This is a genomic window from Aristaeella lactis (assembly GCF_018118585.1).
Classification (GTDB): Bacteria; Bacillota; Clostridia; order Christensenellales; family Aristaeellaceae; genus Aristaeella; species Aristaeella lactis.
In genome coordinates this window covers 1,314,618-1,338,739 of sequence record NZ_CP069421.1, presented here as the reverse complement: position 1 = coordinate 1,338,739, position 24,122 = coordinate 1,314,618, and the positions used below count along the sequence as shown (strand labels likewise).

The 24,122-nt window shown below is 56.3% G+C and carries 20 protein-coding genes and 2 rRNA genes; 19 read left to right on the top strand and 3 right to left on the bottom strand.

Annotated elements, in window-relative coordinates:
* Window positions 1-51: 51 nt before the first annotated feature.
* From tsaE to JYE50_RS06105, 14 genes are all read left to right on the top strand, one after another.
* Complete coding sequence (gene tsaE / locus JYE50_RS06170; protein ID WP_084097153.1) at window positions 52-492, top strand: tRNA (adenosine(37)-N6)-threonylcarbamoyltransferase complex ATPase subunit type 1 TsaE; 441 nt, start codon at window positions 52-54, stop codon at window positions 490-492.
* Between the two features lie 9 nt (window positions 493-501).
* Window positions 502-1,194: a tRNA (adenosine(37)-N6)-threonylcarbamoyltransferase complex dimerization subunit type 1 TsaB gene (gene tsaB / locus JYE50_RS06165; protein ID WP_084096914.1), complete on the top strand. Its 693-nt coding sequence runs from the start codon at window positions 502-504 to the stop codon at window positions 1,192-1,194.
* Window positions 1,187-1,690, top strand: a complete 504-nt coding sequence (rimI, locus tag JYE50_RS06160; RefSeq protein ID WP_283399251.1) for a ribosomal protein S18-alanine N-acetyltransferase — start codon at window positions 1,187-1,189, stop codon at window positions 1,688-1,690. The genes tsaB and rimI overlap by 8 nt, the downstream gene beginning before the upstream one ends.
* Window positions 1,690-2,859, top strand: a complete 1,170-nt coding sequence (locus JYE50_RS06155) for a phosphopentomutase (RefSeq protein ID WP_084096912.1) — start codon at window positions 1,690-1,692, stop codon at window positions 2,857-2,859. The genes rimI and JYE50_RS06155 overlap by 1 nt, the downstream gene beginning before the upstream one ends.
* 26 nt (window positions 2,860-2,885) lie before the next feature.
* Window positions 2,886-5,297 (top strand): phosphodiester glycosidase family protein, encoded by a 2,412-nt coding sequence (locus JYE50_RS06150; protein WP_084096910.1) that lies wholly within the window; start codon window positions 2,886-2,888, stop codon window positions 5,295-5,297.
* A 122-nt stretch (window positions 5,298-5,419) separates the two neighbouring features.
* Window positions 5,420-5,728 (top strand): 50S ribosomal protein L21, encoded by a 309-nt coding sequence (gene rplU / locus JYE50_RS06145; protein WP_084096908.1) that lies wholly within the window; start codon window positions 5,420-5,422, stop codon window positions 5,726-5,728.
* Entirely contained in the window at window positions 5,728-6,075 is a 348-nt protein-coding gene (locus JYE50_RS06140; RefSeq protein ID WP_084096906.1) for a ribosomal-processing cysteine protease Prp, read from the top strand. Before rplU ends, JYE50_RS06140 begins: the two co-directional genes overlap by 1 nt.
* On the top strand, window positions 6,072-6,371 hold the full coding sequence (rpmA, locus tag JYE50_RS06135) for a 50S ribosomal protein L27 (protein ID WP_084096904.1): 300 nt from the start codon (window positions 6,072-6,074) through the stop codon (window positions 6,369-6,371). The genes JYE50_RS06140 and rpmA overlap by 4 nt, the downstream gene beginning before the upstream one ends.
* Before the next feature lie 71 nt (window positions 6,372-6,442).
* Window positions 6,443-8,464, top strand: a complete 2,022-nt coding sequence (gene metG, locus JYE50_RS06130; protein ID WP_084096902.1) for a methionine--tRNA ligase — start codon at window positions 6,443-6,445, stop codon at window positions 8,462-8,464.
* Window positions 8,461-9,234 (top strand): TatD family hydrolase, encoded by a 774-nt coding sequence (locus JYE50_RS06125; protein WP_084096900.1) that lies wholly within the window; start codon window positions 8,461-8,463, stop codon window positions 9,232-9,234. Before metG ends, JYE50_RS06125 begins: the two co-directional genes overlap by 4 nt.
* A 341-nt stretch (window positions 9,235-9,575) precedes the next feature.
* Window positions 9,576-11,744, top strand: coding sequence for a DNA topoisomerase III (locus JYE50_RS06120; protein ID WP_084096898.1), 2,169 nt, complete (start codon window positions 9,576-9,578; stop codon window positions 11,742-11,744).
* A gap of 17 nt (window positions 11,745-11,761) precedes the next feature.
* Complete coding sequence (locus JYE50_RS06115; RefSeq protein ID WP_084096896.1) at window positions 11,762-12,109, top strand: hypothetical protein; 348 nt, start codon at window positions 11,762-11,764, stop codon at window positions 12,107-12,109.
* The gene (wecB, locus tag JYE50_RS06110) at window positions 12,102-13,214 is read left to right on the top strand and encodes a non-hydrolyzing UDP-N-acetylglucosamine 2-epimerase (protein WP_179138427.1); all 1,113 of its coding nucleotides are present in this window, start codon (window positions 12,102-12,104) and stop codon (window positions 13,212-13,214) included. The genes JYE50_RS06115 and wecB overlap by 8 nt, the downstream gene beginning before the upstream one ends.
* A 4-nt stretch (window positions 13,215-13,218) precedes the next feature.
* Window positions 13,219-14,289 (top strand): polysaccharide pyruvyl transferase family protein, encoded by a 1,071-nt coding sequence (locus tag JYE50_RS06105; protein ID WP_084096894.1) that lies wholly within the window; start codon window positions 13,219-13,221, stop codon window positions 14,287-14,289.
* A gap of 219 nt (window positions 14,290-14,508) precedes the next feature.
* On the opposite strand, the gene rpmB is transcribed toward JYE50_RS06105, so the two are convergent.
* The 3 genes from rpmB to JYE50_RS06090 form a co-directional block, all read right to left on the bottom strand.
* Window positions 14,509-14,721, bottom strand: a complete 213-nt coding sequence (rpmB, locus tag JYE50_RS06100) for a 50S ribosomal protein L28 (RefSeq protein WP_084096892.1) — start codon at window positions 14,719-14,721, stop codon at window positions 14,509-14,511.
* Between the two features lie 92 nt (window positions 14,722-14,813).
* The gene (locus tag JYE50_RS06095; protein WP_179138426.1) at window positions 14,814-15,746 is read right to left on the bottom strand and encodes a glycosyltransferase family 2 protein; all 933 of its coding nucleotides are present in this window, start codon (window positions 15,744-15,746) and stop codon (window positions 14,814-14,816) included.
* Window positions 15,743-16,513 carry a glycosyltransferase family 2 protein gene (locus JYE50_RS06090; protein ID WP_179138425.1) on the bottom strand — a complete coding sequence of 257 codons (771 nt, stop codon included), beginning with the start codon at window positions 16,511-16,513 and terminating at the stop codon, window positions 15,743-15,745. The genes JYE50_RS06095 and JYE50_RS06090 overlap by 4 nt, the downstream gene beginning before the upstream one ends.
* A gap of 194 nt (window positions 16,514-16,707) precedes the next feature.
* Between JYE50_RS06090 and JYE50_RS06085 the strand changes: the two genes are divergently transcribed.
* The 5 genes from JYE50_RS06085 (at window position 16,708) to JYE50_RS06065 (ending at window position 24,105) form a co-directional block, all read left to right on the top strand.
* Complete coding sequence (locus tag JYE50_RS06085) at window positions 16,708-17,466, top strand: exodeoxyribonuclease III (protein ID WP_084096886.1); 759 nt, start codon at window positions 16,708-16,710, stop codon at window positions 17,464-17,466.
* Between the two features lie 66 nt (window positions 17,467-17,532).
* Window positions 17,533-18,588 (top strand): NYN domain-containing protein, encoded by a 1,056-nt coding sequence (locus tag JYE50_RS06080; protein ID WP_366212501.1) that lies wholly within the window; start codon window positions 17,533-17,535, stop codon window positions 18,586-18,588.
* Window positions 18,589-18,632: 44 nt separating this feature from the next.
* Window positions 18,633-19,166 (top strand): hypothetical protein, encoded by a 534-nt coding sequence (locus tag JYE50_RS06075; protein WP_084096882.1) that lies wholly within the window; start codon window positions 18,633-18,635, stop codon window positions 19,164-19,166.
* A 208-nt stretch (window positions 19,167-19,374) separates the two neighbouring features.
* Window positions 19,375-20,920, top strand: a 16S ribosomal RNA gene (locus JYE50_RS06070).
* A gap of 291 nt (window positions 20,921-21,211) precedes the next feature.
* Window positions 21,212-24,105: ribosomal RNA gene (locus JYE50_RS06065) — 23S ribosomal RNA — on the top strand.
* The 16S and 23S rRNA genes sit together here, the layout of an rRNA operon.
* The last annotated feature ends 17 nt before the right edge of the window (window positions 24,106-24,122 follow it).

Sequence of the window (24,122 nt, the reverse complement as noted above, 5' to 3'; positions counted from 1 at the left end):
CAATCCAATGAACAATGAACAATTAACAATGAACAATTAATGGTGTTTAAGATGATCATTACAAACAGCGCGGCGGAAACGCGGGAGCTTGGGAAACGGCTGGCGGGAATGCTGAAGGCGGGGGACGTGATCCTGCTGGAGGGAGACCTGGGAGCCGGGAAGAGTGAACTGGCGCGGGGGGTTGCCAAAGGCCTCGGCGTGCAGGAAACGGTGACCAGTCCCAGCTTTACGATCCTGAACGTCTATGAGAGCGGCAGCGTGCCGCTGTATCATTTCGACTGGTACAGGTTGGAAAGCTCCGAGGAACTGTATGAACTCGGGATGGATGAATACCTGGGCGGAAACGGCATCGCCCTGGTGGAATGGCCGGAACAGTGCCCGGACGCTGTGCCGGAGGACTGCCTCCGGATCCGAATCACGGCGGACGGGGAGAATACCCGGCATATTGAAGCGGAATCCTGCGGCGGTTTCCGGATGATTTCGCTGGAATGAGGCAGAAAGATGAAAATACTGGTGATCGATACTTCGGGCCCCGTATGCGGTACGGCTGTGATGGATGAGGAAAAGGTCTACAGCGAGTTCACAGCCCAGAACAAAAACACGCATTCAGCCAGCCTGATGCCGATGATCGAAGCCGCGCTGAACGCGGCCGGAACAGAGATCAGCGGCCTGGACGCGGTGGCAGCGGTGACGGGACCTGGCAGTTTTACCGGCGTACGCATCGGGGTGGCAACCGCGAAAGGCCTTGCCCACGGAGCGGGGCTGCCCTGCATTCCGGTGGATGCCCTGGAGGCGCTGGCTGCTTCCGCGGGGGATTTTGACGGAATCATATGTCCCATCCAGGACGCCCGGGCCGGACAGGTTTACGGTGCCGCGTTCCGGAAGGGAGAACGGCTGACGGGCGACGCGCCGATGAAGCTGGAGGATTACCTGGACACCGTGGAAAAGCTCGGTGAGCGTTTCCTGTTTATCGGTGACGGCGCTCCGGTCCACCGGAAGGCTGTTACGGAGCGGATGGGAGAGAAGGCGGTTTTCGCGCCCGCGTACCGCGGGTACCTGCGGCCTTCCGCCGCCGGTGCCATCGCGCTTTCCAAAGACGAGAGCACAGACTATCTCGGACTGCAGGCCACTTACCTGCGTCCGCCGAACGCCCAGAAAAACAAAAAGCTGCTGGAGGCCATGGGGCATGAGTGAAACGGTGGTCCGGTTCATGCGCCTGAAGGATGTGGACCAGGTGGCAGAGATTGAACAGGCCACCTTCGCGCGGCCCTGGAGCCGGGAAAGCTTCCGGCAGGAACTGACCCGGAACGCGGTGGCCAGGTACCTGGTGGCGGAAGAGGACGGCCAGATCCTTGGCTATGCCGGGGCCTGGGTGATCCTGGATGAAAGTCACATCACCAACATTGCGGTCCGGGAAGAGGCAAGGGGCCGTGGTATCGGCCGGAAACTGACAGCGGAGCTGCTTCAGATCCTGTCCAACCTCGGCGCTTCCTATGCCACGCTGGAGGTGCGGGTCAGCAACCTGCGGGCCCAGAACCTTTATAAAAGCCTCGGCTTTATTTCCGTGGGAAAGCGGAAACGGTACTATGAGGACAATAACGAAGACGCTTACCTGATGGTTTGCGAACATCTTCCGGACGTGGATCCGGATTATACAGAAGAACCCTGGATAGAAAAGGAGGAAGAATGATGAGCCGCGTTTTCCTGACTGTACTGGATGCTGTTGGCGCCGGTGAAGCGCCTGATGCCGCGGATTACGGCGATGTGGGTACCAATACCCTGGGTCACGTGATCGCCTCACAGAACCCCCAGCTGCCGAATATGGCATCGCTGGGCCTCGGAAAGATCCCGGGGACAGGATATCAATATGATGGAAAGATCATCGGCGCCTACGGACGCGCCATGGAGAAGAGCAAGGGAAAGGATACCACTTCCGGTCACTGGGAGATCGCCGGTGTTCCTGTGAAGACGCCTTTCCCGACATTCCCGGACGGCTTCCCGGCTTCCTTTATGGAGGCTTATGAGAAGGCCATCGGGCATAAATGTATAGGCAACAAGGCAGCTTCGGGTACCGTGATCCTGGAGGAACTGGGCGAGGAGCATATGAAAAACCATACGCCCATCGTTTATACCAGCGCGGACAGCGTATTCCAGATCGCCTGCCATGAAGATATCTTCTCCCCGGAGAAGCTTTATGAGTTCTGCCGGATCGCGCGGGAGATGCTCCAGGGCGAACTCGGCGTCGGCCGGGTTATCGCGCGGCCTTTCTACGGACGGCCCGGGCACTTCACCCGTTCCGGCCGCCGACGGGACTTTTCCATGCCGCCCTGCGGACGCACCCTGATGGATGTGGTCAAGGAAGCGGGTATGGAGAGCATCGGGGTAGGCAAGATCGAGGATATCTTTGCCCACCAGGGCCTGACGAAAAGCGACCACGCGGCGGGCAACCCTGCCTGTATCGACTCGCTGATCGGCTTTATGAAAACGGATTTTAACGGCCTTTGCTTCACCAACCTGGTGGATACAGATTCCCAGTACGGGCACCGGAATGATCCGGAAGGCTTTGCCTTTGCCCTGGAATCCTTTGACAGGCGGCTGGATGAGATGATGGAGCTGCTGAAGCCGGGTGACCTGATGATCATCACGGCGGACCACGGCTGCGATCCCTGCTTTATCCAGTCCACCGACCACTCCAGGGAATATGTTCCGATCATGGCGTGGACACCCGGCATGGAGAAAGCTGTTGACCTGGGTACCCGGGAAACCTTCGCGGATATCGGCGCGACCTGCGTGGAGTGGCTGGGCCTGGAAGAACGCTTCGGCGCGAAGTCCTTCGCGGACGCGCTGAAAAACAAATAACACTTGGTAACAAAGGATATGAAACGATGAACAAACTGAAAGTCCTGATTCCGGTTCTCCTGGTCCTCCTGCTGCTGGCTGTCTTTCCGGCCGCGGCTGAGGAGGCGGAAAACCTGACCGCGAACCTGAAGGTGAAGGTGGCGGACCAGCCCGGCAAGATCAAGGCGATTACAGACGGAAAATACACAACATTCTGGGAAAGCAGCAGCCGGAAGGAGCCCTGGGTGGTCATCTCTTCCGATAAGCCGATCTACGGCCTGTACCTGTGCTTCCAGAAAATGCCGGACACCTACGTGATCCAGAAGGAAAGCGGAGACGGATGGGTGACTGTGGCTGAGGGCGGAACGCCCCGCTACCACCACGCGTTTTTCGAACTGGACGGACTGAAGAAGGTCAGGATCCTCTCTACCATGGAAAAGAAGAACGTCATGGGCTTCAACGAGATCTTTGCCTTCGGCAAGGGCGAAGTGCCTGACTGGGTGCAGCGGTGGGAGGAACCTGCCGGTTCATCGGATATCCTGTTCCTGGCGACCCATCCGGATGATGACGTCCTTTTCCTGGGCAGCGCCATTACCTGGTATGCTTCGGAGCAGAAAAAGAATGTGACGGTCGCTTACCTGACCTATTCCAATACCACCCGCCGGAGCGAGGCACTGAACGGCCTGTGGGCCATGGGCGTCCGGACCTATCCGGAATTCGGACCCTTCAGCGACAAGTACAGCAACCCCTCCAAAATCGCCCGGGCCTATAAGGACATGGGCGGGGAGGACAAGGTGCTCAGCTGGGTGACGGACCTGTACCGGAAATACCGGCCTGAGGTTGTGGTAACCCAGGACGTTGACGGGGAATACGGCCATCCGCAGCACAAGATGCTGGTGGACGCGGCGATCAAATGCTGGGATAAGGCAGCGGACAGCACGGCCTATCCGGAATCCGGATCCCTGTTCGGACCGTGGGAAGTGAAAAAACTCTATATCCACCTGTATGGGGACGAGGCCGGTGCCACCGCCTTCAACTTTGACACACCCATGGAATCCATGGGAGGAAAGACCGCCAACGAGGTGTCGGAGGAAGCGTTTTCCCTCCATGTGACCCAGGCGGGTAAAGGACATAAGTTCAACGGAAAACAGGTGGTGTTTTCCGTGGCTGAATACGGCGTCCGCCGTTATCCGAACAACCGGTTCGGCCTCTATGCCAGCCGGGTGGGCGAGGATACCCTCCATAACGATTTCCTGGAGCATATCGAAACCGCCGCGAAACCGGCGGTAACGGAAGCGCCCGCGGAAGAAGAGGAAGAAGATCCCGCTGAGGAGGAACTTCCGGAGGAAGAGGACGAAGAGGAAGTCGTAGAGGAAATCGTGGAGGAGGAAGAACCTTCCACGCTGGAACCGGAGATAGAGGAAACCGAACTCATCGAAGAAGAACCGGATGCGGAAACCGGGGATGAACCGGAAACCGCGGAAGAGGAAACCGAAACGGCCCGGCCTTCCGGAAACGGAACAGCCGCGCCTGCCGCTCCGGACTGGGCGGACGTGAAGCTGAATGCCCGGGGCTATGTGGACGAGGGAGAATACATCCTGGAGGACGAGGAGAACGGCCACTGGATGTATGTATCCCCGACGCTGCGGATCCAGATCGAACGGAATTACCTGAAATTCAACAAAGTCAGGAAGTCCGATCCGGAGCAGGCGTTCTACTGCTTTGTGACCCATATCTGGTGCGACTATGAGGCGGGCGAGCTGCCCCATACCGTGTATTCCAATCCGGACAAGCCCCGCACAGGCGCGAAGTTTATCAAGGAGATCGCCCGGGAGCAGAAGGCGGTGCTGGCCTTCAGCACGGACTATTACACCTACCGGGCCGGCCGGGCCAAATCGGACAAGAGCAGCCACGTGGGCATTGTGATCCGGAACGGGGAGATCCTGTATGATGATCCCCAGATCAAGGAACGGACCATGCCGAACTATGAGACCCTGGCGCTGTACAGCGACGGGCATGTGGAAAGCCATGCCTCCCGGGACATGGGCGCGAATGAATACATCGCGAACGGCGCGACAGACGTTTACACCTTCGGTCCCTGCCTGGTCCGGGACGGAGCGTTTACCGATTATATCGCCAACGCGAACCGGGTGAACAATCCCCGCCACGCGTTTGGTATGGTGGAACCCGGTCACTATGTGGACGTGCTCTGCGAAGGCCGGGTCGGGAAGAAGAACGGCATGGAACGGTCCACCGGTGTTATGATGGAGAACCTGGCCCAGATCATGCTGGATGAGGGCTGCTCCATCGCGGTGAACCTGGACGGCGGGCAGACGGCAGTTGTCGCCTTCATGGGCAAACAGCTGAACCGCGTCGTGAAATCCGATCCTTCCGGACGGCCGGAGGTGGAAGTGCTCGCCTTCGGTACTTCCGAAAAGGTTGGAACGGATGAAAAATAAAGCTTGACACGCATAGGGTGCTGGTGATATCTTATTCAGGTAGCCGCTCGGGAGAGGTCTGTCCAAATGCGCTCCGCGCAACCTCAAAGTCCCGGCGAGATTGAATTAGGAGGTGCTGTCCCATGTACGCTATTATTGCAGCGGGCGGCAGACAATACCGTGTATCCCAGGGCGATGTGATTTACATCGACAAAGTGAACCAGGAAGCTGATTCCAAGATTTCCTTCGATGTGCTGATGATCGGCGGCGAAGACGACGTGAAAGTCGGCAATCCCACCATTGAAGGCGCTAAGGTCGAGGGCAAGGTCATTGCTCAGGTGAAGGGTGAAAAGATCACCGTTTACAAGTACAAGAGCAAGAAAGACACCAAGAGAAAGATCGGCCATCGTCAGCCCTACACCAAGGTGGAGATCACCGCGATCAACGCGTAATGATCACCGCAGTCCTGTACCGGGAAGGGGAGAACCTGACCGGCTGTAGACTTCAGGGTCACAGTGGCTGGGCAGAAGCCGGCAAGGATATTGTCTGTGCCGGTGCATCGATCCTGACATGTTCCTGTGTAAACACACTGGAAGGTGAATACGGTATCGCAGCACAGATCCGTGAGCAGAACGCCGAGAAGGGAATTCTCGATTTCGATCTTCCGGAGATGACGGAAGAGGAAAATCAAAAGGCGCAGATCCTCATGAGTATGCTCAGGCAGGGACTGAAAGATCTTGCGGAGACTTATCCGCAGAACGTGAGTTTTTCCATTAAAGAACGGAGGAAACAAAAATGATGAAGCTTAATCTTCAGTTTTTCGCTCATAAAAAAGGTATGGGCTCCACCCGTAACGGCCGCGACAGCGAATCCAAGCGTCTTGGACCGAAGCGTGCCGACGGACAGCTGGCTCTGGCCGGCAACATCCTCGTGCGTCAGCGCGGGACCCACATCCATCCCGGCCACAATGTAGGCATCGGCAAGGATGATACCCTGTTCGCCAAGACCACCGGTATCGTTCGTTTCGAGCGCCTGGGCAAGGACCGCAAGCAGGTCTCCGTATATCCTGTTGAGACCGCGGCCGAAGCTCAGTAAGAGCGGGTCAGATGATTCAGGGCTGTTGCGTCGCAACAGCCCTTTTCACTAATTTTACGGAGGAATGAACCATGAGTGAGAGCAAAAAGACGTTCTACATCACTACGCCGATCTATTATCCATCCGGCAACATGACCATCGGCCACACCTACACTACAGTGGCTGCTGATACCATGACCCGGTTCAAGAAGATGCAGGGCTATGATACATATTTCCTGACCGGTACGGACGAACATGGCCAGAAGATCGAGAAGAAGGCGGCGGAAGCCGGCGTGACCCCGATCGAATACGTGGACAAGATCGTCGCGGAAACGCAGGATCTCTGGAAACTCATGGACATTCAGTACGACGATTTCATCCGCACCACCGAGGAACGGCATACCAAGGTGGTACAGAAGATCTTCCGCCAGTTCTATGAGCAGGGCGATATCTACAAGGCCGAGTACGAGGGAATGTACTGCACTCCCTGCGAAAGCTTCTGGACGCCCACCCAGCTGGTGGAAAAGGACGGCGTGAAGGTCTGTCCCGACTGCGGACGTCCCTGCCAGCCCATGAAGGAAGAAAGCTATTTCTTCAAGATGAGCAAATACCAGGACTGGCTGATCGACTATATCGAGACCCATCCTGACTTCATCCAGCCGGCGAAACGGGCCAACGAAATGCTGACCAACTTCCTGCGCCCGGGCCTTCAGGACCTGTGCGTGAGCCGTACCAGCGTGAAGTGGGGCATTCCGGTGGACTTTGATGACAAGCATACCGTGTACGTCTGGATCGACGCGCTGAGCAACTACATCACTGCCCTGGGGTACGGAACGGATCATGACGAACTGTACAAAAAGTACTGGCCGGCGGATATCCACCTGGTAGGCAAGGAGATCGTGCGTTTCCACACGATCTACTGGCCGATCATGCTGCATGCCCTGGGCCTGCCCCTGCCGAAGCAGGTATTCGGCCATGGCTGGCTGCTCTTCGGCGCCGACCGGATGAGCAAGTCCAAGGGCAACGTGGTTTATCCCGGCCCCATCGTGGCCCGCTACGGCGTGGATCCGCTCCGCTATTACCTGATGAGGGAAATGCCTTTCGGCGCGGACGGCAACTACACCAATGAATCCTTCCTGACCCGCATGAACGCGGACCTGGCCAACGACTTGGGCAACCTGGTCAGCCGGACCGTTGCCATGATCGAGAAGTACTTCGACGGCGTGCTGCCCGCCTGGACCGATGCTGTTGATCCGGAACTGGATGCGCCCCTGAAGGAGCACTGTGCCGCCCTGCCGAAGCTGGTGGACGAGCAGATGGACAAGCTGCAGTTCTCCCAGGCCCTGGCAGAGGTCTGGAAGGTGATCGGCGAGTGCAACAAGTATATCGACCTGACCCAGCCCTGGGTGCTGGGCAAGGATCCGGAGAAGAAGGACCGGCTGGCCAACGTGATGCTGACCCTGGCGGAATGCGTACGTTTTGCCGCCGTGCTGATCGGACCCTTCATGCCCTCCACGCCCGCCCGCATTTTCGCCCAGCTGGGTGTGAATGACGAAGCCCTGAAGAGCTGGGACAGCCTGAAGACCTTCGGCATACTGCCTGCCGGCACCAAGGTGCAGAAGGGCGAGGCACTGTTCCCCCGCATTGACGTGAACAAGGAGCTGGAAGCCCTGGCCGGTGGCAAGGAAGAGAAGAAGGACGCCAAGGCTGAGGAGAAACAGCAGAAGAAGGAACAGAAGGCCGAAAAGAAGGCTGAGAAGAAGCACGATGAACCGGAATATCCGGCGGAGATCGATATCAACGATTTCTTCAAGTGCAAGATCCAGGTAGCCCGCGTGCTGGAATGCGAAAAGGTGGAGAAGAGCACCAAGCTGCTGAAGTTCCGCCTGGGCCTGGGCAAGGACGGGGAACGTACTGTGGTCAGCGGTATCCAGAAGTGGTATGAGCCGGAAACCCTCGTGGGAACACAGGTGGCGGTGATCACCAACCTGAAGACCGCCAAGCTGGCCGGAATCGAGAGCCAGGGCATGATCCTGTCCGCACTGGATGACAACGGCAACCTGCGGCTGGTCAGCGTCGGCGAAGGCGTTGAGGACGGCGCCCTGATCGGATGATGGAATGGTTTGACAGCCACTGCCACGTGGATGAAGAGGCCTTTGACGAAGACCGGGATGAAGCGCTGGCCCGCATGGCGGAGTTCGGTATTACCCGGTACGCGGTGATCGGTTCCGATATGGAAACCTCCCGGCGGGCGATCCGCTTTGCCCGGGAGCATGAGGGAGCCATTGCTGTCGGCGGGATCCATCCCCATGAGGCAAAAGGCTTTCAGGAAGAGGATCTCGCGGAGATGGCGGACTGGTACCGGAAGGGAAAGATCCGTGCCATCGGGGAGATCGGCCTGGACTTCTATTATGACCACAGCCCGCGGGACGTCCAGCGGGAGGTGTGCCTCCGGCAGATGGAACTGGCCTGGGAGCTTGGAGCTCCGGTGGCCTATCATATCCGGGATGCGCATGCTGAAATGCTGGAGATCATGAAAAGCATGAAGGCGAAGCTGACCGGGGGAATCATCCACTGCTTCTCCGGAAGCGCGGAGATCGCGAAGGAGTACCTGAAGCTCGGGTATTACATTTCCTTTGCAGGACCGCTGACCTTCAAAAAGGCGCCGAAGCTGCAGGAAGCCTGCAGGCTGGTGCCGAAGGACCGGCTGCTGATCGAGACGGACAGCCCCTATATGGCGCCGGAACCGGTCAGGGGACGGCGGAATGAGCCGGCGAATGTGCGGTATGTCGGGATGAAGATGGCGGAAATCCGGGGAGAAGATCCGGAAGAAGTCGCCGCTTATACGACAGAAAACGCGAAAAAAGTCTACGGGCTTGAGTAATTAAAGAACGGTCTTTCCGGCAGGAAAGGCCGTTCTTTTTCGCCCGAAAACGGGCGAATGATATATTTGCCAAGGGCAAACATGATATATTGAGCCGTTGTACGGCTCAATATGATATATCCCGCTGCGCGGGATGTGATATTTTCGCCTGTCGGTGAAAGTTTTGAATAGTGTGACTAAGCAATCTAACATAACCAAATCAGTCAGATGAATGGCAGAGCATATAAAGCATTCATCGAAGACGAATATATCATTACGGCAGAAGACAATGACTTCTGCTGTATATTATTCATAGGCAAAGCCCCGGAAATGTGGTAAAATAATATAGTTGGAGGTGCGGCATGGGAAAGATTGTAGTGGTGGCCGAGAAACCCAGTGTGGGCAGGGATATTGCCCGGGTGCTCGGATGCCGGACAGGCGGCGATGGCTGCCTGATCGGGGATCAGTACATCGTTACCTGGGCTGTGGGCCATCTGGTGACGCTGGTGGAGCCGAATGAACTGGATCCCAAGTACGAAAAGTGGTCCTTTGCCACGCTGCCAATCCTGCCGGAGACTATTCCGCTGAAGGTGATCTCCACCACGAAGGACCAGTTCAGCAAAGTTAAAAAGCTGATTAACGATAAAGAAACGGATTCCCTGATCTGCGCGACAGATGCCGGGCGGGAAGGAGAACTGATCTTCCGGTACATCTACGAAAAAGCCGGATGCAAAAAGCCTTTCCAGCGCCTGTGGATCTCCTCCATGACGGATGAGGCGATCACAGAGGGATTCCGGGATATCCGCCCCGGCGCGGATTATGACGGGCTGTATGAGAGCGCCCGCTGCCGGAGCAAGGCAGACTGGCTGGTGGGTATGAATGCCAGTCGGGCCTTTACACTGAAATACAATACGCTGCTTTCCATCGGCCGGGTCCAGACGCCGACACTGGCTATCCTGGTGAAACGGCGGAAGGAAATAGAGAACTTCAAACCGGAAGGTTTCTGCACGCTGACAGCGGACTTCGGGGATTACAGCGGTGTTTATTTTTCCGATAAGCTGGACCCGGATACACACCTGAAGGAAAAGCAGGACGCGGAGCAGATCGCCGCGGAAGTGAAAGGGAAAACCGGCACGGTCATCCAGGCGGAAACTGTCCGGAAGAAGGAACTGCCGCCGCAGCTGTATGACCTGACCAGCCTGCAGCGGGACGCCAACCGGATGCTGGGCTTTACCGCGGACAAGACGCTGAAGACGGCCCAGAGCCTGTATGAAAAGCACAAGGCCCTGACTTATCCCCGGACGGACAGTCGGTTCCTGCCGCCGGATATGATCCCGCGGGTGGTGCAGACCATGAAGCTGCTGCCGGAAAGCTACCAGAAGCTGGTGCCCGGCGCGCTGCCGGACGGGAAGCTGCCGGTGAGCAAGCGCACCATTGACAAAACCAAGGTAACGGATCACCACGCCATCATTCCTACGGCCAAACGCGCCGATCCCTCCAAATTCACCGAGGACGAGCGGAAGCTGTATGATATGGTGGCCAGGCGTCTCCTGGCGGCGTTCTATCCGGCCTGTGACTATGACGCGACAAAGATCATCACCCAGGTGGAGGAGCATCAGTTCCGTACCACGGGAAAGGTGATCGTAAACAACGGCTGGCACGACGTGCCGCCGCTGGAAAACCCGCCGAAGCAGAAGAAAAAGATCGTTGAGGAAGGGGAGAGCGAGAATCCGCTTCCGCCCCTCCAGGAGGGAGATACCCGGACGGTCGCGGGAACCAGGATCAAAGAGGACAAGACCAAGCCGCCGGCTCCCCACACGGACGCCAGCCTGCTGGCTGCTATGGAAACCGCCGGCAAGGAACTGGATGACGAGGAGCTTGTCCGGCAGATGAAGGGCAGCGGCATCGGAACCCCGGCCACCCGGGCGGCGATCATTGAGCGCCTGCTGAAGGTGGGCTATGCCCAGCGGAAAGGGAAGACCCTGAACGCGACAGACAAGGGCGTTATGCTGATCGACGTGGTGCCGGGAGAACTTTCCAGCCCGGAACTGACCGGACGGTGGGAACTGGCCCTGCATGATATTACCGACGGTGAACAGGATCCGCAGCGGTTTATGGACGGTATTGCCCGGATGAGCAGTTTCCTGGTAGACTATGCGCGGAATACCGCTGCCGCGGTCACGTTCCCGGCGGAAGAACGCCGGAAGGGAAAGGCAGGCGTCAAACGGAGCGCGCCGGTTGTGCTGCAGGGGGCGGTATGCCCGATCTGCGGCAAGGGCGGTGTCCGTGAAAGCTCCATGGCTTTCGGATGCACGGAGAAGGGCTGCAACTTTACGGTCTGGAAGGACTGCCTGCAGAAAGGCGGCGGACCGGCCCTGACCGGGAAGCTGATGCAGCTGCTGCTGGAAAAGAAACAGCTGCAGGGTTCCACAGGGATCCTGATGATCAAAGAGGGGAAGATCCTCTTCTATCAGAACGGAAATGAGGTCCCGTCGGTGGACCGTTCAATGATCTACGTGAAACAGCACTGAGAAAGGATGACAGGGTTATGATGAAGGGGTATGACAAACAGGAGGCACTGGAGTTCATTCTTGCGCGGATCCACGCGAAGGATCATCCCGAACTGGCGGATAACCTGGCGGACCTGATCAGCCAGACCATCGACGCGGACATGGCTTATATGCATGAGCATCACGTGATCGATGAGGAAGGCGGCGCCGGCACCGAGTATTATGAGGACGATGAGGCCTTTGAATACATGGTGGAGAAGCTGGCGGAGCAGAATAAGCTGGATCCCGTGAAGGCTGTGAAGCTGGCCTCCCTGGTGGATGACTACATGGACTACCAGCAGGAGTACCTTGAATCCAAAGGATTGGTGGACTGGGACGATGCCTAAGAAGATTATGCTGGTTTTCGGCACCCGGCCGGAAGCCATCAAGATGTGCCCGCTGGTCCGGGAACTGAAAAAGCGGGAAGACGTGCAGACACTGGTTTGCGTTACGGGACAGCACCGGGGCATGCTCCAGCAGGTGCTGGATGCCTTTGAGGTTGTGCCGGATTATGATCTGGCGATCATGCAGGACCGGCAGACCCTGTTTGACATTACCACCCGGGTGCTGCAGGGCATGAAGGGCGTCCTGGAAAAGGAACGGCCTGACGCGGTCCTGGTGCACGGGGATACCAGCACCACCTTCGCCGCGGCGCTGGCGTGCTTCTACCTGCAGATCCCTGTGGGTCATGTGGAAGCCGGACTCCGCACCTATAACCTGCTGTCCCCCTATCCGGAAGAGTTCAACCGCCAGTGTGTTTCCATCCTGGCCAACTGGAACTTTGCCCCGACCCCGCTGAGCCGGGACAACCTGATCCGGGAAGGAAAGAAAGCGGACAGCATTTATGTGACGGGCAACACGGTCATTGACGCGCTGAAGACTACCGTACGGGAAGACTTCAGCCATCCGGACCTGGACTGGGCCGCCGGAAGCCGCCTGATCCTGCTGACTGCCCATCGGAGGGAAAATCTCGGGGAGCCCATGCATGCCATGTTCCGTGCCATCCGCCGGGTGGTGGAGGAACATGAGGATGTGAAGGCCCTGTATCCGATCCATATGAATCCCGTTGTGCGGGAAGCGGCGGACGCCGAACTGGGCGGCTGCGAACGCATCCGGCTGACGGAGCCTATGGATGTGCTGGATTGTCACAACGTGATGGCCCGCAGTTACCTGATCCTGACGGACAGCGGCGGCATCCAGGAGGAGGCGCCGAGCCTCGGCAAGCCTGTGCTGGTCATGCGGGACACAACGGAGCGGCCGGAAGGAATCAAGGCAGGTACCCTGAAGCTTGTGGGAACCAACGAAGAAACCATATACCGCGAATTCACCAGGCTGCTGGATGACAAGGCGGCTTATGAGCAGATGGCCCACGCGGAGAACCCCTACGGAGACGGACACGCCTGCGAACGGATCGCGGACATCCTGACAGGCAGACAGACGCGGACGGAGTGAGAAAATGGCAGAAGCAGGGATCATTACCTTTCTGCATAACAACAATTACGGATCCGCGCTGCAGGCCTACGCGCTCCAGCGGACAGTGAGCGAGCTGGGCGTTGAGTGCGTGCACCTGGACTACAATCCGGACCGCCTGGAAAAGATCCGCAACCTGCTGACCAGCGGAAACAGCCTGAAACTGATCCTGGACGGCATCCGGAAGCGCAGCGTGATGGCGGACCAGAGCGGCGCACGCCGCAAAAGCGATGCCATTCCGGCGTTTTACCGGAAACGGATGAAGCTGAGCGCGCTTTGCCGGAACGGGAAGGACCTGCGGGAGCAGAGCCGGGACCTGGACCTGCTGATCTGCGGCAGCGACCAGATCTGGAATCCGGTATGGCTGAACCCTGCCTATTTCCTGACGTTTGCGGATAAAGAAACACCCAGGATCGCCTACGCGGCCAGCCTGGGCGTCAGCACCCTGCCTAAGGCTTCCAAAATCCGGAAGATCCGGCGGTGGACCAAAGGATTCCGTGCCGTTTCCGTCCGGGAACAGGAAGGCGCCGAACTGCTGGAACAGATGACAGGCAGGAAGGCGGAAGTGATGCCTGATCCGGTGTGCCTGCTGTCCCGGGACGAATGGAATGAGATCGCGGGACAGGCGCCGGAAGGCGAACCCTACCTGCTCTGCTATTTTATCGGGGAAAATGCCGGGTACTGGGAGAAAGTACGGGCCCTGCAGCAGGAGACCGGACTGCGGGTCCTGGTGATGCCGGTGACGGCGGAAAGCTACCGCAGCGGCTATGAGCTGCTGGACGGCGCGGGACCGGAGGAATTCCTGGCCGCTGTCCGGGACGCGGCCTGCTTCTGCACTGACAGTTTCCATGGCCTGGTCTTCGGAACGATCTTCGGTACACGGACGGAGCTGCTCCGCCGGTACAGGGAAGAAGATCCCGAAAGCAAGAACAGCCGCGTGGACCAGTTCCAGCGGCTGATCAGGGAAAAGGGCATGGAAGAGCTGCGGAGAGAGGGAAGAGAGTGGCTGAAGGGAGCAATGAACGGAGTTCATTGCTCAATGAAAAATGAAGAATGAAGAATGAAAAATGGTGGAGAAAACCGCTTACGGAACGTAAGCGGTTTTTTTGAATTTAGTGTAGAGTGAAAAGTGAAAAGTTGCCCGCGGGCGGGCAGTGAAGAGTTATCAGTTTAGAGTTTAGAGTTAAGAGTTTCTTTTATCTGTTTTGGAAAAACAGATAAAAGAAAACCCGCACTGTTGTACTGACAGGCGGGTTGAATGTGATCATTCCGGGGATTAGGCCTCTTCGTGGACCTTGGGCAGTGCGCGCTGCACATTACCGCTGCGCAGGCAACGAGTGCACACGTTCATCCGCTTGGCGGTGCCATTGACCATCACACGAACGCTCTGCACATTGGGCGCCCAGATGCGGTGGCTCTTGCGGTTGGAATGGCTGACGTTGTTGCCATTCAGCGTGCCCTTTTCGCAAATCTCACAAAACTTACCCATGGAAATCATCCTCCTCGTTGGAGTGTCACACATCAAGCCCGACTATGATATCACGTACGAATGTAAAATGCAAGCGGTTTTTTCGATTTCTTTCAGCCGAAAAGGATCTGACCGAGGCGCGTGACCGGGCTCTGCATCACGCAGTCCATCCGGCGGACGGCCAGGACGCGGCGGATTTTCCACATATGCCGGGTTGCAAGATAATCATCAACCGTCTTTTGGGCCGGGGCCGGCAGTTCGTCTCCATACAGCTTTTTAAACACTGCCGTATGGGTATAGGTCAGCAGGATCCGGCGCTTTGCGGCTTTCCCATTCCGCAGGGCGGAAAAGGCCCGGATCAGCAGCGGCTGCGTGCTGGCCCCGATCGTGTTGTCACCGTGCTGGCGGTAGCGGGTCAGCGGCCGGTCCACGAAGGAAATATGACCGAAGGCGGCAGCGGTCAGGGCGATAAACCAGTCATGCATGAAGAGCTCTTTGGCTTTGGCATGCGAGGCAACCAGTTTCCGGAGCGCCTCGTTCATGATCAGTGTACAGCCGGTGACGTTGTTCTGCACCAGCAGGCGGGGCAGGGTGACCGCGGCGGGATCCCAGCCCTGGCGGCGGAAAAAGCTTTCACCGATCAGTTCACCGCTTTCATCTATAAGGGAGCAGTCGGAATGGACAAGCAGGGGTGTGTTCGCACCATAGCGGGATTCCAGGGAGAGCATCTCCTGTTTCAGGAGAGCGATCTTTTCCGGTTCCCACACGTCATCCTGGTCGCACAGGAGGATATAATCAGCTTCCGCCTGGCGGACCAGGGAAAGGAAGTTTCCGGCGGCACCCAGGTGCTGACCCTGTTCAGCGCCAAAAACAAAACGGCTGTCTCGTCCTGCTGTTTCCTGAAGCAGGCCGGGCGTGCCGTCTGTTGATCCGTCATCCTGCATGATCACGGTAAAATCCGGATCAGTCTGGGCGCACAGGGAATCCAGCAAAGCGGGCAGGTAAGCGCTGCCGTTCCAGGCAGCCAGCAGCACCGCGGTACTCACCAGGTGACACCCCATTTCCAGAAGTATTTCCAGACGGAGCGAACCTGGCGCATGCGGCCTTTGAAGGTGCGGGTATTTTCCCGGGCCCACTGATGGGTGATGCGCATATCCGGATGATAAACAATACTGCCAAGGTTCTCTTCCAGGACCCGGCGACTCAGGTCTGAATCCTCCTGATAAAGGAAGAAACGGGGATCAAAGCCGTTAAGCTTTTTGAAGATTTCGGTCCGGATCAGCAGGAAGCAACCGGTGGCGAACTCAACGGGGACCGGATAGAAGATATCCATATCTGCCATGGTGAATTCATCACGCCAGCGGCGGAAGATGCCGCCGTACTTTTCCAGTAGGCCGCTGAGGAGGTAATGAACCGTGATCCGCTTCTTCGGCAGGTACTGCTCGGTTCCGTCCTCGTTCATGACCCGGGGCGTGAGGATCGCGATTTTGGGATGGGCTTCCATATACTGAACCATCCGGCTGAGAAGGGAAGGCTCAAACGTCACGTCCGGATTCATGATCAGATGGTATTTGCTCTGGAGGTAGGGGAGCACCGCGTTGTTGGCACGGCCGAAGCCGATGTTGCCCTTCTGCGGCAGGATGGTGACACCGGGGAAAAGCCACTGGACCTTTTCGGCGGTCATATCCTCCGGGGTGTTGTCCGCCAGGTAAACATCCACATTCAGATCCGCGTCCTGAATACACCGAAGGGCGTGAGTCAGTTCGTCCCCGCAGTGATAAAGCACCAGGCAGGCAGAAAGAATTGAAGCCATCTGAAAGACCTCCGGCATCTTAATTTCATATATGAATATTTTACCGTCATCTGCCGGTTTTGTCCATAACGGAAGCAGAAACGAAAATGACGCGGGGGAACAGGAACGGCCTTCCGATTGTCACAGGTGGATCACTTATGATAGAATACCCGCGCGGGAACCGCTGAAAAAGAGAAAAACGGAGTGTATGACCGATGAAGATGATATCCTGGAACGTGAACGGCCTGCGCGCGGTGATGGGCAAGGGCTTTATGGAAACTTTTGAACAGCTGGACGCGGATCTTTTCTGCCTGCAGGAAACAAAGCTGCAGGAGGGACAGATCGAGATGGAGCTGCCCGGCTATCACCAGTTCTGGAACTACGCGGAAAAGAAAGGCTACTCCGGCACCGCGGTTTTTTCGAAACAGGAACCGCTGTCTGTCCGCTACGGGATCGGGGAGGACGCCTTCGACCATGAAGGCCGGGTCATCACGCTGGAATTCCCGGATTTCTTCTTTATTACAGTTTACACGCCCAATTCCCAGGACGGCCTGGCACGCCTGCCGTACCGGATGGAGTGGGAGGACGCCTTCCTGGGCTATATCCGGAAGCTGGACAGCGAGAAGCCCGTTATCTTTTGCGGGGACCTGAATGTGGCCCATCAGGAGATTGACCTGAAGAATCCGAAATCCAACCAGCACAACGCCGGCTTTACCATTGAGGAAAGGGACAAGATGACGGCGCTCCTAGGCAGCGGTTTTGTGGATACCTTCCGGTATTTCTATCCGGACGTCCGGGATCAGTACAGCTGGTGGAGTTACCGCTTCCACGCCCGGGAGAAGAACGCAGGATGGCGCATTGACTATTTCATTGTTTCGGAACGGCTGAAGGACCGGCTGGAGAGCGCGGGGATCCACCAGGAGGTATTCGGCTCCGACCACTGCCCGGTGGAACTGGTTCTCCGGAACGGCTGAGGGAGACTGGTGCTTTCAGCCTGGAAATGTTATACTGACAAAACCGGCACAGCTTAAGGGCCGGAACTGAACGACACTGCCGCCGGTGTTTCCGGGCTCCGGAAGACGGCGTTAAGGAAGAAGGTTTTATTTCTGAGTAAATTTGCTGTATTTGTCGACCTGGAGAACTGCGGGGCGAAAATGGCTACGCTCAAGAGCATTCTTGAGAAGGTGAAGATCCGCGGCGATATCCTGCTGGGCAAAGTATACGGGTATACGGATAAGTTTGACGACCTGAAGGAAGTGCTGCTGAGCAATACCTTCACCGTGGTACCCAGCCTGCGCTACGGAATCAGCCAGAAGAACAACGCGGATATCCAGCTGGTGATCGACGCGCTGGAAGTTGCCTACAAGAACGAACTTATTGACAGCTTCTGCATCGTATCCGGCGACAGCGATTATGTTCCGCTGGTCGGCAAGCTGAAGAGCATGGGCAAATTCGTGCTGGGCATCAGCCGCAGTGAGGCTGCCAGCAACATCTTTATCAACGCCTGCAATGAGTTCCAGTTCCTGGAGACGGTGGGCAAACGCAATGTGGAGAAGCCGAAGAAGCAGAAGGTCAGCGTCAACACCGAGGAAGCGGCGGATGAGAGCGAGCTGAACAAGCTCCTGACCACCGTCCTGGAAGAACAGGACCAGGATGAGATCTATGCCAGTGAGCTGAAGGGAACCCTGCTGCGCCTGCGGCCGGACTTCAATGAAAAGGCTTATGGATGCGCTACCTTCTATAAACTGCTGACCAAGCTGGCAAATCGTTTCGGCGACCTGCGGGTGCATAACGACAATTTCAACGTCATGGTCGGGCTGACCAACGCGGCGGAATCCGGCGAAACGATCCCGCAGCTGACCCGTGACAACTGGAAGGAAGCTTTTGCTGCCCAGATTCGTGCTTATAAAGAGGGAGGATTTGACCGGGTCAATCCTTCCATCCTCAAAGCCGACATCATTACGGCTTATCCGGACTTCACCGAGCGGTCCATCGGCTTCAAGCGCTTTTCCGACGTGATGAAGCAGCTTGAAAAGGACGGCCTGGTGGTTGTGGAGATGGATGAGCAGAAGACCATGCTGATCAAGCTCCTCTGATGCCTGGATAATCAAGCAAATTCCTTTATGAAAGGAGAACAGACATGAAGTACCTGCGTCGGATCGTATGGTTTTTCGCGTACCGGCTGCTTGCTGTCTGCCTGATCCTTGGCCTGATCATGACCGTGTTCTACTATACGATGAACCTGAGCAATATCCAGATCGTCCTGAAGGACGGCATGGCGAGCCGGGCCAAGTATATTATGGGAATGGAAGACAACAAGAAGGAACTGGAGAAGTATTTCATGACGGTGAGCCTGCAGAATGACAGCGGGATCACCGCGGCGGAAAACGGGAATTCTCCCTATGAAGCCTACAACGTCCGCGGTATTGACCACCGGCTGGAAATGGGATTCGTGTGGATCTGGCCCTGGGACAACACCGCCCGCCTTACAATTAAGGAAAAGATCCCGCGGATCGACGGCCGTGTCAAGGGAACCCGGGCGGATGAGATCATTGCCAGGGACGGCGCGGACGCTGTCTATCCGCCTGCCTGGCAGGATGCCGAATACAACGCGTTCCTGACGCGTGAAAACGGCCAGTGGAAGATCAAAACCCTTACACCATCAGACCGATAAGCCATTTTCAACTTTTTTCAGAAAAACTGAAAAAAACTGCTTGACAAGTAGTAGTGGCTTTGGTATTATAGTCAAGCTCGCCCGAGCGAAAGCGAGGGAATGATGCAGAGCGAACCTTGAAAACGATACAGAGAAGAAACGCGCAAACATTAAGGAAAGACTAGCGAAGATTCCAAAGAGTGAAGCATCGAAAGATGTTAACAGGATTAAACGGAAGAGTTTGATCCTGGCTCAGGACGAACGCTGGCGGCGTGCCTAACACATGCAAGTCGAGCGGGGACATTGCGACGGACATGAAGTTTTCGGATGGATTGAAAGATGTAATGTTCTAGCGGCGGACGGGTGAGTAACGCGTGAGCAACCTGTCCCTTACAGGGGGATAACACAGCGAAAGTTGTACTAATACCGCATGAGACCACAGAGCGACATCGCTTAGGGGTCAAAGGAGCAATCCGGTAAGGGGTGGGCTCGCGTCCGATTAGATAGTTGGTGAGGTAACGGCCCACCAAGTCGACGATCGGTAGCCGACCTGAGAGGGTGATCGGCCACATTGGGACTGAGACACGGCCCAAACTCCTACGGGAGGCAGCAGTGGGGAATATTGGGCAATGGGGGAAACCCTGACCCAGCAACGCCGCGTGAGGGAAGAAGGTTTTCGGATCGTAAACCTCTGTCCTTGGTGAAGAGAAAGAGACGGTAGCCAAGGAGGAAGCCCCGGCTAACTACGTGCCAGCAGCCGCGGTAATACGTAGGGGGCGAGCGTTGTCCGGAATGATTGGGCGTAAAGGGCGCGTAGGCGGCCCGGTAAGTCTGAAGTGAAAGTCCTGCTTTTAAGGTGGGAATTGCTTTGGATACTGTCGGGCTTGAGTGCAGGAGAGGTAAGTGGAATTCCCAGTGTAGCGGTGAAATGCGTAGAGATTGGGAGGAACACCAGTGGCGAAGGCGACTTACTGGACTGTAACTGACGCTGAGGCGCGAAAGTGTGGGGAGCAAACAGGATTAGATACCCTGGTAGTCCACACTGTAAACGATGAATGCTAGGTGTAGGGGTATCGACCCCTTCTGTGCCGCAGTTAACACAATAAGCATTCCGCCTGGGGAGTACGGCCGCAAGGTTGAAACTCAAAGGAATTGCCGGGGGCCCGCACAAGCAGCGGAGCATGTGGTTTAATTCGACGCAACGCGAAGAACCTTACCAGGTCTTGACATCCAGTAAAACTTGTAGAGATACATCGTGTCTTCGGACATACTGAGACAGGTGGTGCATGGTTGTCGTCAGCTCGTGTCGTGAGATGTTGGGTTAAGTCCCGCAACGAGCGCAACCCTTATTTTCAGTTACTAACGGGTAAAGCCGAGGACTCTGAAGAGACTGCCGGGGACAACTCGGAGGAAGGTGGGGACGACGTCAAATCATCATGCCCCTTATGACCTGGGCTACACACGTGCTACAATGGCCACCACAGAGAGGAGCGAACCCGTAAGGGAGAGCGGATCTCAAAAAAGTGGTCCCAGTTCGGATTGTGGGCTGCAACCCGCCCACATGAAGTCGGAGTTGCTAGTAATCGCGGATCAGCATGCCGCGGTGAATACGTTCCCGGGCCTTGTACACACCGCCCGTCACACCATGGGAGTTGGGAGTGCCCAAAGTCGGTGAGGTAACCGCAAGGAGCCAGCCGCCTAAGGCAAGACCAATGACTGGGGTGAAGTCGTAACAAGGTAGCCGTATCGGAAGGTGCGGCTGGATCACCTCCTTTCTAGGGAGAAAGCAGAAGCCGAAAGGTGGACGCCGAAACCGAGGTCGATTGCGGACGAAAGTCCGTATCATTAAAAGCTTCAAAGAAGCAAAACGGAACGTCAACGAACGTTCGAAAAGAATAGTCGCTAATCCTTAAAGCGCGCGAAACTCTGTATCGTCTTCAGGGCTCGCACTGCCCGAGCAGCGCACCTTGACAACTGCACAGCAAAGAAAAAGATTCAGGAAAGACCAGTTTGAGGGTAAAAGAGATTTTACCAAACCGATTGGTCTCAGGATCAGAACGACGAGAAATCAAGCTACAAAGAGCACAGGGTGGATGCCCTGGCACCATACGCCGACGAAGGACGTGGCAAGCTGCGAAAAGCTACGGGGAGCCGCAAGCAGGCACCGATCCGTAGACATCCGAATGGGGAAACCCGGCAGTCGAAGAGGCTGTCACCGTAAGATGAATCCATAGTCTTACAGGAGGGCACGCGGGGAACTGAAACATCTAAGTACCCGCAGGAAGAGAAAATAAATAATGATTTCCTAAGTAGCGGCGAGCGAACGGGAAAGAGGCCAAACCGGGGGGCATGCTCCCCGGGGTTGTGGGTCAGTAACGTGTATGGAAGACTTTAGCCGAAGAGAGATGGAAAGCTCAGCCAGAGCGGGTAACAGCCCCATAAGCGAAAGAGTCAACCAGCTAACTGATACCAGAGTACCGCAGGGCACGTGAAACCCGGCGGGAAGCAGGGAGGACCACCTTCCAAGCCTAAATACGATATGGTGACCGATAGCGCATAGTACCGTGAGGGAAAGGTGAAAAGAACCCCGGGAGGGGAGTGAAAGAGAACCTGAAACCCTGTGTTTACAAGCAGAGAAAGTACATGTTATGTACGATCTCGTACTTTTTGTAGAACGGACCGGCGAGTTACGTTATGCAGCGAGGTTAAGGACTGAAGGTCCGGAGCCGAAGCGAAAGCGAGTTTGAATAGGGCGATAGTTGCATGACGTAGACCCGAAACCGGGTGACCTATCCATGGCCAGGTTGAAGTGGGAGTAAAATCCCATGGAGGACCGAACCAGACGTCTGTTGAAAAAGGCGGGGATGAGCTGTGGATAGGGGAGAAATTCCAATCGAACCCGGAGATAGCTGGTTCTCCTCGAAATAGCTTTAGGGCTAGCCTCATGGATAATTGATGGGGGTAGAGCACTGAATGGGCGCGGGGGACTCAAATCCTACCAAACTCTATCAAACTGCGAATACCATACAATGCAAACCATGGGAGTCAGTCCGCGAGAGATAAGTTCCGCGGGCAAAGGGGAACACCCCAGATCAACCGCTAAGGTCCCAAAGTACACGTTAAGTGGAGAAGGATGTGGAATTGCACAGACAACCAGGATGTTGGCTCAGAAGCAGCCACACATTTAAAGAGTGCGTAATAGCTCACTGGTCGAGTGGTTGTGCGCCGAAAATGTCCGGGGCTAAAACGTGACACCGAAGCGATGGATGCGCGAATGCGCGTGGTAGAGGAGCGTTCTGTCCGGGCTGAAGCTGTATTGTGAAGCACAGTGGACTGTACAGAAGAGAGAATGCCGGTATGAGTAGCGAGAGCGAAGCGAGAAACTTCGCCGTCGAAAGCCCAAGGTTTCCTGGGAAGGTTCATCCACCCAGGGTAAGTCGGGGCCTAAGCCGAGGACGGAAGTCGTAGGCGATGGACAGCAGGTGTATATTCCTGCACTACCGAAGAATGAAGCAGTGACACAGAAGGATAGTCTGAGCGGGGTGATGGTCAACTCCGTACAAGCATCGAGCTTGGGATGTAGTGAAGTACACATTCCTATAAGGTGAGGTGTGACAGTGGACCGAAATTTAGTAGGGAAGCAGATGAGTTCACGCTGGCGAGAAAAGCTGCTAGTATATCTGAAGGTACCCGTACCGGAAACCGACGCAGGTGGGCGAGGAGAGAATCCTGAGACGAACGGGAGAACCCTTGTTAAGGAACTCGGCAAAATGACCCCGTAACTTCGGGATAAAGGGTGCCTCGAGAGAGGCCGCAGAGAATAGGCTCAAGCGACTGTTTAGCAAAAACACAGGTATCTGCGAAAGCGAGAGCTGACGTATAGGTGCTGACACCTGCCCGGTGCTGGAAGGTTAAGGGAACATGTTAGAGCAATCGAAGCATCGAACCGAAGCCCCAGTAAACGGCGGCCGTAACTATAACGGTCCTAAGGTAGCGAAATTCCTTGTCGGGTAAGTTCCGACCCGCACGAATGGTGTAACGATTTGAGCGCTGTCTCAACAGGGGGCCCGGTGAAATTGAAGTATGGGTGAAGATGCCCATTACCCGCGACTGGACGGAAAGACCCCGTAGAGCTTTACTGTAGCCTGATATTGGATTTCGGTAACGGATGCACAGGATAGGTGGGAGGCTTGGAGACTAGGACCTCGGTCTTAGTGGAGCCGCTGTTGGGATACCACTCTTCTGTTACTGGAATTCTAACATGGACCCGTGAACCGGGTAATGGACAGTGTCAGGTGGACAGTTTGACTGGGGCGGTCGCCTCCGAAAGAGTAACGGAGGCGCCCAAAGGTACCCTCAGAATGGATGGAAATCATTCGAAGAGTGCAAAGGCAGAAGGGTGCCTGACTGCGAGAGTGACAATTCGAGCAGAGACGAAAGTCGGGCTTAGTGATCCGGCGGTATTGAGTGGAAAAGCCGTCGCTTAACGGATAAAAGCTACCTCGGGGATAACAGGCTGATCTCCCCCAAGAGTCCACATCGACGGGGAGGTTTGGCACCTCGATGTCGGCTCGTCGCATCCTGGGGCTGAAGCAGGTCCCAAGGGTTTGGCTGTTCGCCAATTAAAGCGGCACGCGAGCTGGGTTCAGAACGTCGTGAGACAGTTCGGTCCCTATCCATCGTGGGCGTAGGAGTCATGAGAGGAGCTGTTCCTAGTACGAGAGGACCGGAATGGACGCATCACTGGTGCAACTGTTGTCGTGCCAACGGCACAGCAGGGAAGCGAAATGCGGACGGGATAAACGCTGAAGGCATCTAAGCGTGAAGCCCACCTCAAGAATAAGACTCCCATTGCGCAAGCAAGTAAGACCCCCGGAAGACTACCGGGTAGATAGGTCATCGGTGGAAGTGCGGTAACGTATGGAGCTTGATGATACTAATAGGTCGAGGGCTTGATTTCAGAAAGATCTTGAGATC

Excerpts from the sequence above, each read along its gene's own strand:
- tsaE (WP_084097153.1), top strand. The coding sequence starts at position 52 with ATGATCATTACAAACAGCGCGGCGGAAACGCGGGAGCTTGGGAAACGG.
- tsaB (WP_084096914.1), top strand. The coding sequence starts at position 502 with ATGAAAATACTGGTGATCGATACTTCGGGCCCCGTATGCGGTACGGCT.
- rimI (WP_283399251.1), top strand. The coding sequence starts at position 1,187 with ATGAGTGAAACGGTGGTCCGGTTCATGCGCCTGAAGGATGTGGACCAG.
- JYE50_RS06155 (WP_084096912.1), top strand. The coding sequence starts at position 1,690 with ATGAGCCGCGTTTTCCTGACTGTACTGGATGCTGTTGGCGCCGGTGAA.
- JYE50_RS06150 (WP_084096910.1), top strand. The coding sequence starts at position 2,886 with ATGAACAAACTGAAAGTCCTGATTCCGGTTCTCCTGGTCCTCCTGCTG.
- rplU (WP_084096908.1), top strand. The coding sequence starts at position 5,420 with ATGTACGCTATTATTGCAGCGGGCGGCAGACAATACCGTGTATCCCAG.
- JYE50_RS06140 (WP_084096906.1), top strand. The coding sequence starts at position 5,728 with ATGATCACCGCAGTCCTGTACCGGGAAGGGGAGAACCTGACCGGCTGT.
- rpmA (WP_084096904.1), top strand. The coding sequence starts at position 6,072 with ATGATGAAGCTTAATCTTCAGTTTTTCGCTCATAAAAAAGGTATGGGC.
- metG (WP_084096902.1), top strand. The coding sequence starts at position 6,443 with ATGAGTGAGAGCAAAAAGACGTTCTACATCACTACGCCGATCTATTAT.
- JYE50_RS06125 (WP_084096900.1), top strand. The coding sequence starts at position 8,461 with ATGATGGAATGGTTTGACAGCCACTGCCACGTGGATGAAGAGGCCTTT.
- JYE50_RS06120 (WP_084096898.1), top strand. The coding sequence starts at position 9,576 with ATGGGAAAGATTGTAGTGGTGGCCGAGAAACCCAGTGTGGGCAGGGAT.
- JYE50_RS06115 (WP_084096896.1), top strand. The coding sequence starts at position 11,762 with ATGATGAAGGGGTATGACAAACAGGAGGCACTGGAGTTCATTCTTGCG.
- wecB (WP_179138427.1), top strand. The coding sequence starts at position 12,102 with ATGCCTAAGAAGATTATGCTGGTTTTCGGCACCCGGCCGGAAGCCATC.
- JYE50_RS06105 (WP_084096894.1), top strand. The coding sequence starts at position 13,219 with ATGGCAGAAGCAGGGATCATTACCTTTCTGCATAACAACAATTACGGA.
- rpmB (WP_084096892.1), bottom strand. The coding sequence starts at position 14,721 with ATGGGTAAGTTTTGTGAGATTTGCGAAAAGGGCACGCTGAATGGCAAC.
- JYE50_RS06090 (WP_179138425.1), bottom strand. The coding sequence starts at position 16,513 with ATGGCTTCAATTCTTTCTGCCTGCCTGGTGCTTTATCACTGCGGGGAC.
- JYE50_RS06085 (WP_084096886.1), top strand. The coding sequence starts at position 16,708 with ATGAAGATGATATCCTGGAACGTGAACGGCCTGCGCGCGGTGATGGGC.
- JYE50_RS06075 (WP_084096882.1), top strand. The coding sequence starts at position 18,633 with ATGAAGTACCTGCGTCGGATCGTATGGTTTTTCGCGTACCGGCTGCTT.